The sequence below is a fragment of the Stenotrophomonas sp. 17(2023) genome (assembly GCF_030345315.1).
Taxonomy (GTDB): domain Bacteria; phylum Pseudomonadota; class Gammaproteobacteria; order Xanthomonadales; family Xanthomonadaceae; genus Stenotrophomonas; species Stenotrophomonas acidaminiphila.
In genome coordinates, this window is record NZ_CP128405.1 from 1392509 (window position 1) to 1409311 (window position 16803).

The window sequence follows — 16803 nt, forward strand, 5'->3', positions numbered from 1 at the left end:
CGCTCACCACAGCAGGTCGCGCAGCTTGTACCAGGACATCGCCGCCACCAGCAGCGGGCGGCGCAGCGCGGTACCGCCGGGAAAGCGGTGGTGCGCGATCCGTTCGAACACGTCCAGCCGCTGCGCCTGGCCGGCGATGGCCTCGGCGATGACATCGCCGGCCAGGCCGGTGCTGGCCACGCCGTGGCCGGAGAAGCCCTGCGCGAAGTAGATGTTGGGAGTGAGCCGGCCCCAGTGCGGGGCGCGGTTGCGGGTGATGTCGATGTAGCCGCCCCAGACGTATTCCAGTTCCACGTCGGCCAGCTGCGGGAACACCGCGCGCATGCGCCGGGTCATCGCCCCGCGCAGGCCCGGCGGCGGCAGCGCCGAATAGCTGGCCTGGCCACCGAACAGCAGCCGGTGGTCGCGGCTGAGGCGGAAATAGTCCAGCGCCCAGTTCACGTCGGCCACGGCCATGTCGTTGCCGATCAGTGCGCGCGCGCGTTCGGCGCCGAGCGGTGCGGTCGCGCCGATATAGGTGCCGACCGGCATCATCCGGGTTTCCAGTTCCGGGGCGATGCCCTGCAGCCAGGCATTGCCGGCCAGCACCACGAAATCGGCCTCGACCTTGCCCTGCGCGGTATGCAGCAGCGGGCGCGCGCCACGCTCCAGCCGCTGCACCGGCGAATGCTCGTGCACGGTGGCACCGGCCGCCTCGGCCGCGCGCGCCAGCCCCTGCGCATACGCCAACGGGTGCAGGTGGCCGCTGCCCGGGTCGTACAGCGCGCCGCGGTAGCGGTCGCTGGCCAGTACCTGGCGCAACTGCGCTCGGTCCCACCACTGCAGCGGGTAGTCGTAGCGCCGCGCCAGGGTTTCCATGTCCGCGCGCAGCGCCCGTTCCTGGCGGCGGCGGATCGGCACGCTGGCATGGCCATCGCGCCAGTCGCAGTCGATGCCGTGCCGCGCGATGCGTTGCCTGAGCCGGCGCAGGCCCTCGCGCGAGAATTCGAACAGCAGCCGCGCATCGTCATGGCCGAGCAGCGATTCCAGCGTATGCAGGTCGCAGCCATAGCCGACCAGTGCCTGCCCGCCATTGCGGCCGGAGGCGCCCCAGCCGACGCGTTCGGCCTCCAGTACGGTCACCCGGTAGCCCTTTTCGGCCAGGGCCAGGGCGGCGGTCAGTCCGGTATAGCCGGCGCCCAGTACCGCCACGTCGGCGCGCGCGTGGCCGCGCAGCGGCGCGCGCGGCGCCAGCGGCGGCAGGCTGGCCGCATACCAGCTGGGTGGATAGTCGGGCCGGGCGGCGGCGTCGGGCATCAGGCGCATCGAAGCGGGCGGGCAGTGCAGTCTACGTGTCCCGGCAGCGCGGGGCACGGCGGCATGCGGTTGCCTAAACGCCGGCGCGGCAGTAGCGTGCCAGCAGGCCTGTCCACCGGGGCAGGGCATACAGACCGGTGGCGGGCGCCTGTCATGCCACCGAAGCCGAACCGTCATGAGCTCCCGTCCCCGTTCCCGCCCCCGCAAGCCCGCCGTCGTGCAGGAAGACAGCACCCTGCTGCGCTGGCTCAAGCAGCGCAACATCACCGAGGTCGAATGCCTGGTGCCGGACATCACCGGCAACGCGCGCGGCAAGATCATCCCCGCGGACAAGTTCTCGCACGACTACGGCACGCGCCTGCCCGAGGGCATCTTCGCCACCACCGTCACCGGCGACTCGCCCGACGACTACTACGAACTGGTGGCGCCGGCCGATTCGGACATGGTGCTGCGCCCGGACCCGGACACGGTGCGCATGGTGCCGTGGGCGACCGACCCGACCGCGCAGGTCATCCATGACTGCTACACCCGCAATGGGCAGCCGCACGAACTGGCGCCGCGCAACGTGCTGCGGCGGGTGCTGGCCGCCTACGAGGAACTGGGGCTGAAGCCGATCGTCGCGCCGGAGGTGGAGTTCTTCCTGGTGCAGAAGAACACCGACCCGGACTTCCCGCTGCTGCCGCCGGCCGGCCGTTCCGGGCGCCCGGAGACCGCGCGCCAGTCGTATTCGATCGACGCAGTCAACGAGTTCGACCCGATCCTCGACCTGATGTACGACTACTGCGACGCGATGCAGCTGGACGTGGACACGCTGATCCACGAATCCGGCGCGGCGCAGCTGGAGGTGAACTTCACCCACGCCGATGCCATGGCGCTGGCCGACCAGGTGTTCCTGTTCAAGCGCACCATGCGCGAGGCGGCGCTGCGCCACGGGGTGTACGCCACCTTCCTGGCCAAGCCGATGGAGAACGAGCCGGGCAGCGCGATGCACATCCACCAGAGCCTGCTGCGCATCCGCGACGGCGCCAACGTGTTCGCCGGCGACGGCGAGGGCGAGTACAGCGCGCTGTTCATGCAGTACCTGGGCGGATTGCAGAAGTACGTGCCGATGGCGATGGCGTTCTTCGCCCCGAACGTGAATTCCTACCGCCGGCTGGTGTTCGGCGAGGTGTCGCCGAGCAACGTGGAGTGGGGCTTCGACAACCGCACCTGCGGCCTGCGCGTGCCGATCGACAGCCTGGAGAACAGCCGCGTGGAAAGCCGTTTCGCCGGCTCCGACGCCAACCCTTACCTGGCGATGGCCGCGACCCTGGCCTGCGGCCTGCTCGGCATCCGCGAGAAACTCACCCCGACCGCGCCGGTGGCCGGCAACGCCAAGGCGCCCGGTTACGCGCTGCCGCGCTCGCTGGGCGAGGCGCTGGACGGGCTGGAAGGCTGCGAGCCGTTGCAGGAACTGCTCGGCCGCCGCTTCTGCCGGGCCTATGTCTCGGTCAAGCGCAAGGAGTACGAGACCTTTTTCCGGGTCATCAGTTCCTGGGAGCGCGAGTTCCTGCTGCTCAACGTGTGAACGCCCGCCCGGTGCGCGTTCCGGCCGCCGCGGCCGCGTGAAGGCGGGGCGGGCGGCGTCGCTCCGCCCGGTGCTTCGTGGGACAATGGCCCGTCCCGCCGGTTCAGCCGGCCCCCTCCCGGATCACACTGGAGAACCCATGAATCTGCGCATCCTGACCGCTGGCGTCGCCCTGTCCCTGCTTGCCGCCTGTGGTGGCAAGGAGCAGGGCGCCCAGACCGCCGACGCCGGCGGCGAGGCCAAGGTCCTCAACGTCTACAACTACTCGGATTACATCGCCGAGGACACCATCCCGAACTTCGAGAAGGCGACCGGCATCAAGGTCACCTACGACGTGTTCGACAGCGACGAGATGGTCGAGACCAAGCTGCTGACCGGCGACAGCGGCTACGACATCGTGGTGCCGACGCTGAATTTCTTCGGCCGCCAGATCCAGGCCGGGGTGTTCCTGCCGCTGGACAAGAGCAAGATCCCGAACCTGGCCAACCTCGACCCGGAGGTGATGGCGCGCATCGCCGGCCAGGACCCGGAGAACAAATACGGCGTGCCGTACATGATGGGCACCACCGGCATCGGCTACAACGTGGCCAAGCTCAAGGAGCGCTTCGGCGGCAGCACCGACATCGCCGGCAGCTGGGACCTGGTGTTCAAGCCGGAGAACATCGCCAGGATGAAGGACTGCGGGGTCACCATCCTCGACACCCCGGCGGACATGATCCCGATCGCGCTGCACTACCTGGGCCAGGACCCGCACAGTACCGATCCGGCCACCATCCAGAAGGCCGCGGACCTGCTCAAGAGCATCCGCCCGTACGTGCAGAACTTCCACTCCAGCCAGTACGTCGGTTCGCTGGCCAATGGCAGCACCTGCCTGGTGGTGGGCTGGTCGGGCGACATCATCCAGGCCCGCGACCGCGCCGAGGAGGCCGGAAACGGCGTGGAAGTGGCCTATTCGATCCCGAAGGAAGGCGCGCCGCAGTGGTTCGACATGCTGGCCATCCCGAAGGATGCCAAGCACCCGGAGAACGCCTATGCGTTCATCAACTACCTGCTCGAGCCGCAGGTGGCCGCCAACAACACCAACGTCACCCACTACGCCAACCCGGTGAAGTCGGCCACGCCGCTGGTGGACGCGGCGATCCGCGAGGACCGCACCATCTATCCGCCGCAGGACGTGGCGGCGAAGATGTTCACCTACGCGATCAACCCGCCGGAAGTGGACAAGCTCTATACCCGGCTCTGGACCGAGATCAAGACCGGGCGCTGAACCACGCGTTCGCACGGTTCCCCGGGAGCCGCAGGGCAACCCCGGGGCCATGGCCCCCTTTCCGCGCGTCGCCCGTGCCTCTGGCCGGCCCCCTTGGACTCCAGGGGGCTGCGCCCGCGCCGGGCACGGCTGCCGTGCGCCTCCGGCCGAGGGGGCGTCGAACAGGACGTTCTTTCGTGAAAAAGCGTGATGTCCCCGGCAAAATGCCGGCACTACACTACGCGCGCCCGTCCGTCCCGCCCGTTCCCGGAACCCTTCATGCCCGTTGATGCCAAGCCCGACATCCGGCCCGACGCCATCGCCCTGAACAGCGAGCCCGGCTACCTGTCCATCCGCGACCTGCGCAAGGAGTTCGATGGCTTCGTCGCCGTCGACGACGTCAACCTGGACGTGCGCAAGGGCGAGATCTTCGCGCTGCTGGGTGGCTCGGGCAGCGGCAAGTCCACGCTGCTGCGCTGCCTGGCCGGCTTCGAGACCCCGACCCGCGGCCGGATCCTGCTCGACGGCCAGGAAATCAATGCGCTGCCGCCCTACGAGCGGCCGATCAACATGATGTTCCAGTCCTACGCGCTGTTCCCGCACATGACCGTGGAGCAGAACATCGCCTTCGGCCTGAAGCAGGACGGCATGGCCCGCGACGCCATCGCCCGCCGCGTCGGCGAGATGCTGGAACTGGTGCAGTTGCAGAAGCTGGGCAAGCGCAAGCCGCACCAGCTCTCCGGCGGCCAGCAGCAGCGCGTGGCGCTGGCGCGCTCGCTGGCCAAGAGCCCCAAGCTGCTGTTGCTGGACGAGCCGATGGGCGCGCTGGACAAGAAGCTGCGCTCGAAGATGCAGTTGGAACTGGTCAACATCATCGAGCAGCTCGGCGTGACCTGCGTGATGGTCACCCACGACCAGGAAGAGGCCATGACCATGGCCACCCGCATCGCGGTGATGGACCAGGGCTGGATCCAGCAGATCGGCAAGCCGGACGACATCTACGAGCAGCCGGCCAACCGCTTCGTCGCCGGCTTCATCGGCTCGGTGAACCTGTTCGAGGGCGTGATCGACGAGGACCTGCCCGAGTACGTCACCGTGCGCACCGCCGACTTCCCGGCACCAATCTACGTCGGCCACGGCATCACCGGCTATGAAGGGCAGCCGGTGGCGTTCGCGCTGCGCCCGGAAAAGGTGCACATCGCCAAGGACGAGCCCGCCGGCGACACCAACAAGGCGTTCGGGGTGGTCGAGGACATCGCCTACTTCGGCAGCCATTCGGTCTACCACGTGCGCCTGCCCAGCGGCGCCAAGATCCTGTCCAATTTCGCCAACATGAAGCGCTGGGACAGCGACGGCATCACCTGGAACGACGAGGTCTGGGTGAGCTGGGACGACAACGACGGCGTGGTGCTGACCTCATGAGCGCGCGCGGGCCGAACCCTGGCGGTTGGCGGCGCTGGCTGCCGGGCACCCGCGCCGGCGTGATCGGCGTGCCCTACCTGTGGCTGCTGCTGTTCTTCGCGATCCCGTTCCTGATCGTGCTGAAGATCTCGTTCGCGAAGATGGCGGTGGCGATGCCGCCGTACACGTCCATCGTGGCGTACGTGGACAACGCCTTCACCGTCAACCTCAACCTGGGCAATTACACCCAGCTGTTCGCCGACAGCCAGTACGTGGTCGCCTACCTCAGCTCGATCAGGATCGCGGTGATCGCCACCGTGCTCACCCTGCTGATCGGCTACCCGATGGCCTACGTGATCTCGCGCATGTCGCCGTCGGCGCGCAACATCGCGATGATGCTGGTGGTGCTGCCGTCGTGGACCTCGTTCCTGATCCGCGTCTATGCCTGGATCGGCATCCTCGACAGCAACGGCCTGGTCAACCGCACGCTGCTGGGGATGGGCCTGATCGACGCGCCGCTGCAGATCCTGTACACGCCGCTGGCGGCCTATATCGGCATCGTCTACTGCTACCTGCCGTTCATGGTGCTGCCGCTGTACGCCAACCTGGTCAAGCTCGACCATCGCCTGCTGGAGGCGGCCTACGACCTCGGCGCCAGGCCGTGGCAGGCGTTCGTGCGCATCACCCTGCCGCTGTCGCGCAGCGGCATCGTCGCCGGCTGCATGCTGGTGATGATCCCGGCGGTGGGCGAGTTCGTCATCCCGGAAATGCTGGGCGGGCCGGACACGCTGATGATCGGCCGCGTGCTGTGGGGCGAGTTCTTCAACAACCGCGACTGGCCGCTGGCCTCGGCGGTGGCGATCGTGATGCTGGTCCTGCTGCTGGTCCCGATCATCATCTTCAACCGGTCCCAGCAGCGCGCGCTGGAAGGGAAGCTGGCATGAGCATGGTCCGCGGCCAACGCTGGCTGGGCTGGGGCGTGCTGCTGCTCGGCTACGCCTTCCTGTACCTGCCGATCCTGCTGCTAATGCTGTATTCGTTCAATGCCTCGCGGCTGGCGACGGTGTGGGCGGGCTTTTCCACACAGTGGTACGGCGAGCTGTTCCGCGACCGGCAACTGCTGGACGCGGCCTGGGTCAGCGTCAAGGTCGCGTTCTGGACCGCGAGCGCGTCGATGGTGCTCGGCACCATGGCGGCGATGGCGATGACCCGCTTCCGGCGCTTCCCCGGCAAGACCGTGTTCGGCGCGCTGGTGACCGCGCCGCTGGTGATGCCGGAGGTGATCATCGGCCTGTCGATCCTGCTGATGCTGGTGTCGATGGGCGGCCTGTTCGGGCTGCCGTCCAAGGGCGTGGTGGCGATCTGGATCGCGCACGTCACCTTCACCCTGTCGTTCGTGACCGTGGTGGTGTCCTCGCGCCTGCAGGAGCTGGACCGCTCGCTGGAAGAGGCGGCCATGGACCTGGGCGCCAACCGGCTCAAGGTGTTCTTCCTGATCACCCTGCCGATCATCGCCCCGGCGCTGCTGTCCGGCTGGCTGCTGGCCTTCACCCTGTCGCTGGACGACGTGGTGATCGCCAGCTTCGTGGCCGGGCCCAGCTCGACCACGCTGCCGATGAAGATCTTCGCCTCGGTGCGCATGGGCGTGAGTCCCAAGATCAACGCGCTGGCCACGCTGCTGGTGCTGGCGGTATCGACCGTGGCGGTCCTCGGCTGGTGGATCTCCGCCCGCGCCGACAGGCGGCGCCAGCGCGACATGCAGCTGGCGCTGCAGGACAACGGTTGATCCGGCCGCAGGCCGGGCGCGGCCGGCGCCTGGCCTGCTGACGCGGGCGCAACGCCGGCGGCGCTACCATGGACGCATCCGTTTCATGCAGGTGCAGCGCCATGGCTTCCTACCCGACCCTCAACCCCTTCGACGGCCGTGACCTGCGCACGGTCGAGCTGATGAGCGCCGTCGCCGTCGAGCAGCGGCTGGCCGCCGCGCAGGCGGCGTTCCCGGCGTGGTCGGGCCTGCCGCTGGAGCAGCGCGGCGTGCTGCTGCGCCAGGTGGCCGCGGCGCTGCGCACGCGCCGCGACGAGATCCAGCGCACGATGACCCGGGAGATGGGCAAGCTGCGCGGCGAGGCGCTGGCCGAGATCGAGAAGAGCGCGGCGGCCTGCGAGTACTACGCCGACCATGCCGCCGGTTACCTCAGCCCGCAGCCGATCCCGACCGAGGCGCAGCGCAGCTACGTGGTCTACCAGCCGATCGGCTGCGTGCTGGCGGTGATGCCGTGGAATTTCCCGGTATGGCAGGTGTTCCGTTTCCTCGCGCCGTCGCTGATGGCCGGCAACGTGGCGCTGCTCAAGCACGCCAGCAACGTGCCCGGCTGCGCCGACCTGATCGCCGCGGTGCTGGCCGATGCCGGCATGCCGGCCGGGGTGTTCGCGGTGCTGCACATCGACAACGAACAGGCGGCCGGGGTGCTGCGCGACCGCCGGGTCAAGGCGGTCACCCTGACCGGCAGCGAGCGCGCCGGCCGCGCCATCGCCGCCAACGCCGGCGACCAGCTGAAGAAGTGCGTGATGGAGCTGGGCGGCAGCGACGCCTTCGTGGTGCTGGACGACGCCGACCTGGACGCGACGGTGGCCGCGGCGGTGAAATCGCGCTTCGACAACGCCGGGCAGACCTGCATCGCGGCCAAGCGCTTCGTGCTGGTCGACGCCATTGCCGACGCCTTCGTGCAGCGCTTCGTCGCGGCGGCCAAGGCGCGGGTGTACGGCGATCCGCAGGACCCGTCCACCACGCTGGCGCCGCTGGCGCGCGCCGACCTGCGCGACGGCCTGCACCGGCAGGTGCGGCAGAGCATCGACCAGGGCGCCAGAGCGTTGCTGGGCTGCGAGCCGCTGGCCGGTACGCATGCGGGCTACCCGGCGTCGATCCTCGACCACGTCGCGCCGGGCATGCCGGCCTACGAGGAGGAACTGTTCGGCCCGGTGGCGGCGATCGTGCGGGTGAAGGACGAGGCCGAGGCGGTGCGGGTGGCCAACGACACCCCGTTCGGGCTCGGCGGCAGCGTGTGGACCGGCGACGCCGCGCGCGGCGAGCGGGTCGCCGCGCAGCTGCAGTGCGGCGCGGCGTTCGTCAATTCCGTGGTCAGGAGCGATGCGCGGCTGCCGTTCGGCGGCACCAAGCGCTCGGGCTTCGGCCGCGAACTGGCCGAACACGGCATCCGTGAATTCACCAACATCAAGACCGTCTACGTGGCCTGAGCCGGTGCCGGCACGCGCGGTGCGTCAGCCGAACGGGTGATCGATCGACGGACTCTGCGGGGTCAGCAGTTCGGCGCCGTCGGCGGTGATGTGCAGGATGTCCTCCAGGCGCATGCCGAACCTGCCGGGGATGTAGATCCCGGGTTCGTCGCTGAAGGTCATGCCCGGTTCGAGCAGGCGGGTGTTGCCGCGGACCAGGTAATCCCACTCGTGCATGTCCATGCCGATGCCGTGGCCGAGGCGGTGGCTGAAGTAGGCGTAGTCCGGGCCGTAGCCGGCATCGACGATGACCTTGCGCGCGGCGGCGTCCAGCGCCTCCATCGCCACGCCGGGGCGCGCCGCCCGCAGCGCGCTGGTCTGCGCGTCGAGCACGATGTCGAAGACCCGGCGGATGTCGTCGCCGGCCTGGCCCAGCACCACGGTGCGGGTGATGTCGCTGGTGTAGCCGTCGGCCCTGCAGCCACCGTCGAAGATGACCGGCATGCCCTCGGTGAGCCGTTGCGGCGCATCCGAGCCGTGTGGCGAGGCGGTGTATGGACCGATGTTGACGTCGGCACTGCCGCGCAGGCCGGTGCGGGCATAGGCCATGGCGACCAGCCCGGCGATGTCGTCCTCGCTCATGCCCGGCACCAGCGCCTTCCACACTGCCTCGTACACCGCCAGCGTGGTCTGGTTGGCCAGGCGCAACAGCGCCAGTTCCGCCGGGCTCTTGATGCGCCGGCAGCCGGCGGTGACCGGCCAGGCATCGACGAAGGTGGCGTGGGGCAGGGCGCCCATGATGCCCTTGCTGCGGAAGAACGGCACGGTCTCCTCGATGCCGATCGTGCCATTGCCGGCGCCGACGCCGCGCAGCACCTGCGCGACCAGCGCATACGGATCCTCGTCTTCCTGCCAGCCGCGCACGTCGTTGCCGAGCCGGATCTGTTCCAGCGTGCGGCCGCGTTCGAACTCGGGGGTGACATAGACCGGCTCGCCCGAGCGCGGCAGGATCACCCCGGTCAGGCGCTCGCTGTTCCACCAGTGCATGCCGGTGAAGTAGGTCAACGAGGTGCCCGCGCCGATGAACACCGCATCGATCCGGTGCCGCTCCATCAGCTGCTGCGCGCGCGCCAGGCGCTGCGCGCGTTCGCCGGCGCTGATCGGCACCACCCGCTGCGCGACCGGTTGCAGCGCGCGGATCGACGCGGGCATCGCCGCCGCATCGCCGCGGCCCTCGGCAGCCAGCACGCTGCCCGGCTGGCCCAGCACCGGCAGCGCCATGGCGCCGGCGGCCAGCGAGCCGCGCAGGAAATGCCGGCGGCGGTGATCGAAGAGGGCATCGTTGCGCATGGCGTTCCCCGCAGGGCAGTGATGTGGGTCGGAGTGGCCGCGGGCGGTGCGGGCCTACAGCCAGCCGGAACGCTTGAACAGCCGGTACAGCACCGCGCAGACCGCGCCGACGATCAGCACCAGCAGGGGGTAGGCGAAGCGTCCGGCCAGCTCCGGCATGTGGGTGAAGTTCATGCCGTACCAGCTGGTGATCAGGGTCGGTGCGGCCAGCAGCGCCGCCCACGCGCCGAGCTGCTTGACCGTCTCGCCCTGCGCCAGGGTGACCAGCGACAGGTTCACGCTCAGCGCGGTGCCGAGCATTTCGCGCAGGGTGTCGATGGCGTCGTTGACCCGCGCGGCATGGTCCTGCACGTCGCGCAGGTACAGCCGTGCGTCGTCGTTGAGCAGCTGCACCGGGTTGCGCTGCAGCTGCGCCAGCGCGTCCTGCAGCGGGGTGACCGCCAGCCGCATCTTGTTGAGTTCGCGCTTGAGGTCGTACAGGCGGATGACGGTGCGGCGCCGGTAGTTCTCGGCGAAGATGTCCTTCTCCAGCGAATCCAGCGTATCGCCGAAGCTGTCGGTGATCGGCAGGTAGTTGTCCACCACCGCGTCGAGCACCGCATACAGGCAGAACGACGGCCCCTGGGCCACCAGGTCGTGCTCGCGTTCCAGCCGCGCGCGTACCGGCGCGTACGACAGCGAGGCGCCGTGGCGCACCGTCACCAGATAGCGCGGGCCGAGGAAGGCATGGGTCTCGCCATAGCGGATGCGCTCCTCGACAACCTGCGCGGTGTGCACCACCACGAACAGCGAGTCGCCGTAGGTCTCCACCTTGGGCCGCTGGTGCGCCTTGCGCGTGTCCTCGATGGCCAGGTCATGCAGCCCGAACTCGGCCTGGACCTTGTCCAGCACGGCGTCGTCGGGTTCGTACAGGCCGACCCAGACAAAGCCCCGGCTGCTGGCTTCGAGCACGTCGCTGATCGAATCCAGCGACAGATTGCGCAACGTGCCGTCCTCGCCATACCAGGTGCAGTTGATGACACAGGGCGGGTTGGCCGGCGCCACCGCGGGAGAAATACCGGGGTCCATGGGCCGCATCGTGCCTCAGCCCGGCGCAGGCGCCAAGCCGCGGCGGCCCAGCACCAGTGCCAGCGCCAGGTGGACCGGCAGCAGCAGCACGATCCACTGCATGTTGAACTGGGCCTGCAGCGACAGCCAATGCAGCGGCAGCGACAGCGCGGCGATGGCGGCCAGCGTCCACAGCAGCCAGCCGAACGCACGGCCCGGCAGGCGCCCGCGCAGCAGTTGCCAGGCGCCCGGCAGCAGGGCCAGCGCCAGCGGATTGAGCAGCAGCAGGTTGCGATTGCCCCAGGCGGCGCGGTGTTCGCTGGCACCCCACAGGTAGGCCAGCAGCACGCCGGCCACGCCGCAGAACAGCCAGAACGGCAGCGCGACGCCACCGAGCATGCGCCGGTGGCGGCGAGCGGCGTAGACCAGCCCGGCCAGGACCAGGCCGGTCAGCAGCCAGGGCCACCAGGTGCGGTCATGCTCGCCCGGCTCGGGGGCCAGCCGTTGCGGCAGCAGTTCCTGTTCGGCCTGCACCAGTGGGCGTCCCTCGCCGTTGCGCGCCTCGCGCAGGCCGTCGGCCAGCCGCATCGGCACGAACGCCTCCTGCCAGCGCGACAGCGGCTGGTCGGCCCACGGGCCCAGGCCGAGGTCGAAGCCCAGCCACATCCACGGTGACGGCGAGGCCAGCCGCACCGCTTCGCTGCGGTAGGTGTTGCCGCGCGAACGCCCGGACAGCTGCGACTGCAGGCTGCCGCCCATGGCGCGGTCGAGCGCGTCGCGCACCATCGTCGAGCAGTTGGCGGTGAAGTAGTCGTAGCGGTAGCGTGCATTCTCCGGCCGCGAGCGCTCGGCCAGGTCGTCGGCCAGCGCCTGCGCCTGCCGTGGCGGCAGGTCCAGCCACTGGATGGATGCGCCGCGCCCGGCATCGCGGTACTGCGCCAGGTCCTCGTCCAGCGGCAGCGCGACCAGGTAGTACATCATCCGCCCGCGCACGAAGTTGCCGATGAAGTCGGGCTCGGACGGGTCGAAGAAGCCGAAATTGTAGGAAATGGCGGGGCCGCCGCCGGGCTCGGCCACCACCAGCGCGTCGTGGCCGAAACGTTCGAAGAACACCTCGCCGGGCTGCATCGTCACCACGCCGATGCGCGGTGCCCCGGTTGCGGCATCGGCGGCGGGGGTGGCCGCGGCCGATGCCACGCCGGCCACCAGCAGGTACAGCAGCGCGCACGCCAGCAGGCGTGCGAGCGGCAGCGCACGGCGCAGCGGCCGGGAGAGGCGCGGGGCGGTCAAGCGTCTTCCTGCGGGTCGGGCGGCAGCACGGTGACGTGGAAGGCCTGCACCCGCCGCGCGTTGGCACGCGCCACCCGGAACACAAAACGGTCCAGGGTGAGTTCGTCGCCGATCTCGGGCAGGTGGCCGATGGCCTCGGTGACCAGTCCGCCGATGGTGTCGTAGTCGTCGTCGGAGAACCCGGCGCCGAAGCGTTCGTTGAAGTCCTCGATCGCGGTCAGCGCGTCGACCACGTAGCGGCCGTCGGCCTGGATGGCGATCTGCGCGGTGTGGTCCTCGGCCTCGTCGTGCTCGTCGTCGATCTGGCCGACGATCTGCTCCAGCACGTCCTCGATGGTGACCAGCCCGGCGACGCCGCCGTACTCGTCCACCACGATCGCCATGTGGTTGCGCGAGAGCCGGAACTCCTTGAGCAGCACGTTGAGCTTCTTGGACTCGGGGATCAGCACCGCCGGGCGCAGCAGTTCGCGGATGGTGGCGTAGCTGTTGTCGGCGACCACGCCGCGCAGCAGGTCCTTGGCCAGCAGGATGCCGAGCACGTCGTCCTTGTTCTCGCCGTGCACGGGGAAGCGCGAATGGCCGGATTCGACCACCTGCTTCATCAGTTCCAGGAATGGCTGCTCGACCGGAAGGGACACCATCTGCGAGCGCGGGATCATCACGTCGCCGACGGTCAGCTCGGCCACCGAGATGGCGCCTTCCATCATGCGCAGGGTATCGGCGGCGATCAGGCCGTCCTGTTCGGCCGTCTGCAGCACGGCCACCAGTTCGTCGCGGGTATGGGGTTCGCCGGAGAAGGCCGCGCTGAGGCGTTCAAGCCAGCCGCGTTTCTTTTCGCCCAGCTCCGGGGGGGTACTACTGTCGTCTTCGGACATCTCTTCGTTCAGGGCACCCGGCGGACCGGGCGGTACGGAAAGTCTAGCAGGATGTCCGCGGGCGCCTGCTCAGCCCGGCGGCGTGTCCGCCGTGGCGCCCGCGGCGGGGGCCGGCACCTCGTTCTCGGCCGGCAGATCCAGGCTGTAGGTGCAGCCGGCCAGGGTCTTGCCGGGGTGGGATTTGACGTTGGACACGCTCAGGATCACAGATTCGATCAGCGCTTCGCCGGTCCTGGCATCGTTGACGTCGCGGCTGACAAGCTCGCGGCCGGCCATGAACTTGCCGTCGGCGTCGTAGCCGGTTTCCAGTTCCAGCGCCTTGGCCAGCGGCCGTGGATCGGCCAGGTCGAGGATTGCCATGATGCTGGAGCCGGCCATGGCGATATGGTCGGACGTATGGCCGAACACGGTCACCGGCGTGTTCAGCATGTACTCGTTCATGAACAGGTTGCCCTGCGGCAGCGGCCGCCAGCCCAGGGCCACCGCCTTGAGCGGATCGGCGGCGATCGGCGCCAGCGCGACGAACTCGCTCACGCCCTGGCGGCACTCGATCAGGGCGGGCAGGTCGATCGCCGGGTCGGCGAGTGCGGTGGCAGGCAGCGCGGCGGCGAGCAGCAGCGGTATCGGGCGGATCGTGGGCACGAGGGGCGGGGCGGTTGCAGGGACGCCCACGTTATCAGTGCGCGCTCATCCGCCGCCACAGCCAGTCGCCACTCCATCCCAGCAGGCGCAGCAGCAGGATCAGCGGAACGGCCAGCAGTGTGCACAGCAACAGCAGCGTTGCCGCCGCGCCGATCGCCTGCAGGGCCATTGCCGTGTTGATATGCAGGGAGAATGCCGCCTGGGCCGCATCGAACCGCGGAGCCAGGGCGAAGTACGCCGCCGCCAGCGCGAATGCCAGGCCAAGCATCAGGGGCGATGCACGGAAGAACGGCAGCGCCGCGACTGGACGCCCGGCGAACAGACGGGCGATCGCGCGCCAGCCCATTGGCGCCGTCAACAGCGACAGCCCTGCCACCCCCAGCGCCCACGTCGCGGGAAACGTGCGCGTGCCGAAGAGCGGCGCCATCAGCGACAGACAGCAGGTGGCCGCGAACGACACCAGGAACACCGTGCCAAACACCATGCGTACGACGCGCCTGATGCGATGGTGTGGAGTGGACGGAACCGGGGCCGGGGTGTGGTCGTTCATCCTGAATGACTCGGTTGGCGGCTGAGTGGCACCATTGAATGATGAATGGACGCCGGCTGCAACCGGGGTGCGGTCGGCGCGGTCAGCGCTCGCCGGCGTAGGGGTCGGCGATGCCCAGTTCGGCGAGGATCTCGCGCTCGAGCTGTTCCATCGCCTCGGCTTCCTTGTCGTCCTCGTGATCCCAGCCGAGCAGGTGCAGTACGCCGTGCACGGTCAGGTGCGCGTAGTGCGCGTTGAGTGCCTTGCGCTGCTCGCCGGCTTCGCGCGCGACCACCGGCGCGCAGATCACCAGGTCGCCTAGCAGCGGAAACTTGACGCCCTTGGGCAGTCCTTCGGGAATCTCGGCCGGGAAGCTGAGCACGTTGGTGGCGTAATCCTTGCCGCGGTAATGGCGGTTCAGCGAGCGGCCTTCGCGGGCATCGACCAGGCGGATCGCCAGGTCGGCCTCGCGGATGCGTCCCTCCAGCGCCGCGGCGACCCAGCGCCGGAAACTCACCGCGGCCGGCAGCCCGGCGCGGGGCAGGGCGTAGCTGACGGCGACATCGAGACGGACGGGGCCCTTGGTCATGGCAGGTTCCAGCGATCAGGCAGTGCGGAGATGCACAGTATCGCGCGCAAGCCGTTTCACTGCGACTTCCACGCGTCCGCGTCGAAGGCGATTTCCACGATCTCGGCGGTGGCGCGCGGGTCGGCGATGCCGGCTTCTTCGGCGGACGCATGGCGGTTGTCGCCCAGCAGCAGGGTGATCTGGCGGACCGGTTGCGCCGCCCACGCTTCCGGCCTCATGTCGTTGGATACATGAAGGGTGCGGCCTGCGCAGCCGCCGGCATCGGCCACCTGCAGGGCAGGGGCCAGCACGCGTGCGGCCCGGTCGGTCAGTACGTCGAGTTCATCCTGCGGAATACGCGCCTGCGCTGCCGGGGCGCGCAGCCTGAAGTAGCAGCGCTGCCTGCAGGACAGAGAGCCGTTGGAATACGGCGGCCAGTCCTGCGGCGGCGGGCGCATGCTCAGGTGCAGCTTGTGCCCGGCCGGTTGCCCGGCCTTGGCCTTGGCCGCGAGCACAGCCGCGTCGATGGCGGTGGCGGGCGTCGCGTCGCCCGTCTCCGGTCATGCCACCTCCCGCGCGGATCGGTGCCGGGCGTGCCGGTCCTTACCCGGCCGCGGGGTTGACCCGCTGCAGGTCGCGGCGGTCGTAGGCGCTGACGATCCGCGCCACCAGCGGGTGGCGGACCACATCGCGCGATTCGAAGAAGGTGAAGCTCACGCCCTCGACGTCGCGCAGCACCTCGATGGCGTCGCGCAGCCCGGATTTGACGTGCTTGGGCAGGTCGGTCTGGGTGAGGTCGCCGGTGACCACCGCGGTGGAGCCGAAGCCCAGGCGGGTCAGGAACATCTTCATCTGCTCGATGGTGGTGTTCTGGGCTTCGTCCAGGATCACGAAGGCGTCGTTGAGCGTGCGCCCGCGCATGTACGCCAGCGGGGCGATCTCGATGACGTTCTTTTCCAGTAGCTTGGCGACCTTTTCCACGCCCAGCATCTCGTACAGCGCGTCGTACAGCGGGCGCAGGTAGGGGTCGACCTTCTGGGTGAGGTCGCCGGGCAGGAAGCCCAGCTTCTCGCCGGCCTCCACCGCCGGGCGTACCAGGATCAGCCGCTGCACGCGCGATTCGTTCAGTGCTTCCACCGCCATGGCCACCGCCAGGAAGGTCTTGCCGGTGCCGGCCGGGCCGATGCCGAAGTTGATGTCGTGGGTGGCTATCTGGTGCAGGTAGCGCGACTGGTTCTGGCCGCGGCCACGCACGGTGCCGCGCTTGACCTTGATCGCCACATCCTGGGCCTCGTAGGCGCGCTCGGCCACCTGCTCGACATTGGCACGGCTCAGCAGCAGGTGGATGGCGTGGCTGTCCAGGGTGGTGCCGGCGGCTTCATCGTAGAGCGCCTTGAGCAGGCGTTCGGCCTCGCTGGCGGCCTTGTCCGGCCCGGTGACGCGGAACACGTTGCCGCGGTTGGCGATCTGCACGCCCAGGCGCAGTTCGATCTGGCGCAGGTTCTCGTCGAACGGGCCGGCAAGGTTGGCCAGCCGCTCGTTGTCGGCCGGGTCGAGAGTGAAGTCGTGATGGATGGTCGCGGTCATGGATGCAGAAATGGTGCCGATGCGCCCGGTATCAATGCCGCTGCGCCGATGCCGCATTGTCTCACTTCAGCTTCGCGCGGATGCCTCGAGAGGGCGGGCAGGGCCGGCGCCACGGCGCCGCGGGCCGTCACCCCGTGCAGGCCGCTACGGATCATCATTGAAATTTAATTA

General features: G+C 69.3%; 16 protein-coding genes. 6 read left to right on the forward strand and 10 right to left on the reverse strand.

Annotated elements, in window-relative coordinates; all coding sequences use genetic code 11:
• Window positions 1-3: 3 nt before the first annotated feature.
• Window positions 4-1296, reverse strand: a complete 1293-nt coding sequence (locus tag QQA12_RS06125) for an FAD-binding oxidoreductase (RefSeq protein ID WP_233324819.1) — start codon at window positions 1294-1296, stop codon at window positions 4-6.
• A 175-nt stretch (window positions 1297-1471) separates the two neighbouring features.
• Here QQA12_RS06125 and QQA12_RS06130 point away from each other — a divergent pair, with 175 nt between their 5' ends.
• From QQA12_RS06130 to QQA12_RS06155, 6 genes are all read left to right on the forward strand, one after another.
• Window positions 1472-2863: a glutamine synthetase family protein gene (locus tag QQA12_RS06130; protein WP_054664559.1), complete on the forward strand. Its 1392-nt coding sequence runs from the start codon at window positions 1472-1474 to the stop codon at window positions 2861-2863.
• 139 nt (window positions 2864-3002) lie between these two features.
• A complete protein-coding gene (locus QQA12_RS06135; RefSeq protein WP_226050029.1) occupies window positions 3003-4130 on the forward strand; it encodes a polyamine ABC transporter substrate-binding protein in 1128 nt (375 codons plus the stop codon).
• Window positions 4131-4388: 258 nt separating this feature from the next.
• Window positions 4389-5531: a polyamine ABC transporter ATP-binding protein gene (gene potA / locus QQA12_RS06140; RefSeq protein WP_056932098.1), complete on the forward strand. Its 1143-nt coding sequence runs from the start codon at window positions 4389-4391 to the stop codon at window positions 5529-5531.
• A complete protein-coding gene (locus tag QQA12_RS06145; protein WP_226050028.1) occupies window positions 5528-6454 on the forward strand; it encodes an ABC transporter permease subunit in 927 nt (308 codons plus the stop codon). Before potA ends, QQA12_RS06145 begins: the two co-directional genes overlap by 4 nt.
• Window positions 6451-7296: an ABC transporter permease subunit gene (locus QQA12_RS06150; protein WP_054664574.1), complete on the forward strand. Its 846-nt coding sequence runs from the start codon at window positions 6451-6453 to the stop codon at window positions 7294-7296. Before QQA12_RS06145 ends, QQA12_RS06150 begins: the two co-directional genes overlap by 4 nt.
• A gap of 101 nt (window positions 7297-7397) precedes the next feature.
• Window positions 7398-8765: an NAD-dependent succinate-semialdehyde dehydrogenase gene (locus tag QQA12_RS06155; RefSeq protein ID WP_226050027.1), complete on the forward strand. Its 1368-nt coding sequence runs from the start codon at window positions 7398-7400 to the stop codon at window positions 8763-8765.
• Window positions 8766-8789: 24 nt separating this feature from the next.
• Here the strand turns inward: QQA12_RS06155 and QQA12_RS06160 are convergent, their stop codons facing one another.
• From QQA12_RS06160 to QQA12_RS06200, 9 genes are all read right to left on the reverse strand, one after another.
• Window positions 8790-10094, reverse strand: coding sequence for a Xaa-Pro peptidase family protein (locus tag QQA12_RS06160; protein ID WP_226050026.1), 1305 nt, complete (start codon window positions 10092-10094; stop codon window positions 8790-8792).
• A 54-nt stretch (window positions 10095-10148) separates the two neighbouring features.
• Window positions 10149-11162, reverse strand: a complete 1014-nt coding sequence (locus QQA12_RS06165) for a magnesium and cobalt transport protein CorA (protein WP_152985045.1) — start codon at window positions 11160-11162, stop codon at window positions 10149-10151.
• Window positions 11163-11177: 15 nt separating this feature from the next.
• The gene (locus QQA12_RS06170; protein ID WP_225546733.1) at window positions 11178-12374 is read right to left on the reverse strand and encodes a DUF4105 domain-containing protein; all 1197 of its coding nucleotides are present in this window, start codon (window positions 12372-12374) and stop codon (window positions 11178-11180) included.
• A gap of 53 nt (window positions 12375-12427) precedes the next feature.
• Window positions 12428-13306 (reverse strand): HlyC/CorC family transporter, encoded by an 879-nt coding sequence (locus QQA12_RS06175; protein ID WP_182212466.1) that lies wholly within the window; start codon window positions 13304-13306, stop codon window positions 12428-12430.
• Window positions 13307-13375: 69 nt separating this feature from the next.
• The gene (locus tag QQA12_RS06180) at window positions 13376-13939 is read right to left on the reverse strand and encodes a hypothetical protein (RefSeq protein ID WP_225546734.1); all 564 of its coding nucleotides are present in this window, start codon (window positions 13937-13939) and stop codon (window positions 13376-13378) included.
• Window positions 13940-13982: 43 nt separating this feature from the next.
• Window positions 13983-14498: a hypothetical protein gene (locus tag QQA12_RS06185; RefSeq protein WP_226050025.1), complete on the reverse strand. Its 516-nt coding sequence runs from the start codon at window positions 14496-14498 to the stop codon at window positions 13983-13985.
• An 82-nt stretch (window positions 14499-14580) separates the two neighbouring features.
• Window positions 14581-15066 (reverse strand): rRNA maturation RNase YbeY, encoded by a 486-nt coding sequence (ybeY, locus tag QQA12_RS06190; RefSeq protein ID WP_054664592.1) that lies wholly within the window; start codon window positions 15064-15066, stop codon window positions 14581-14583.
• A 56-nt stretch (window positions 15067-15122) separates the two neighbouring features.
• A complete protein-coding gene (locus QQA12_RS06195; protein WP_226050024.1) occupies window positions 15123-15560 on the reverse strand; it encodes a hypothetical protein in 438 nt (145 codons plus the stop codon).
• 88 nt (window positions 15561-15648) lie between these two features.
• Entirely contained in the window at window positions 15649-16632 is a 984-nt protein-coding gene (locus QQA12_RS06200; protein ID WP_056932112.1) for a PhoH family protein, read from the reverse strand.
• Window positions 16633-16803: the final 171 nt, after the last annotated feature.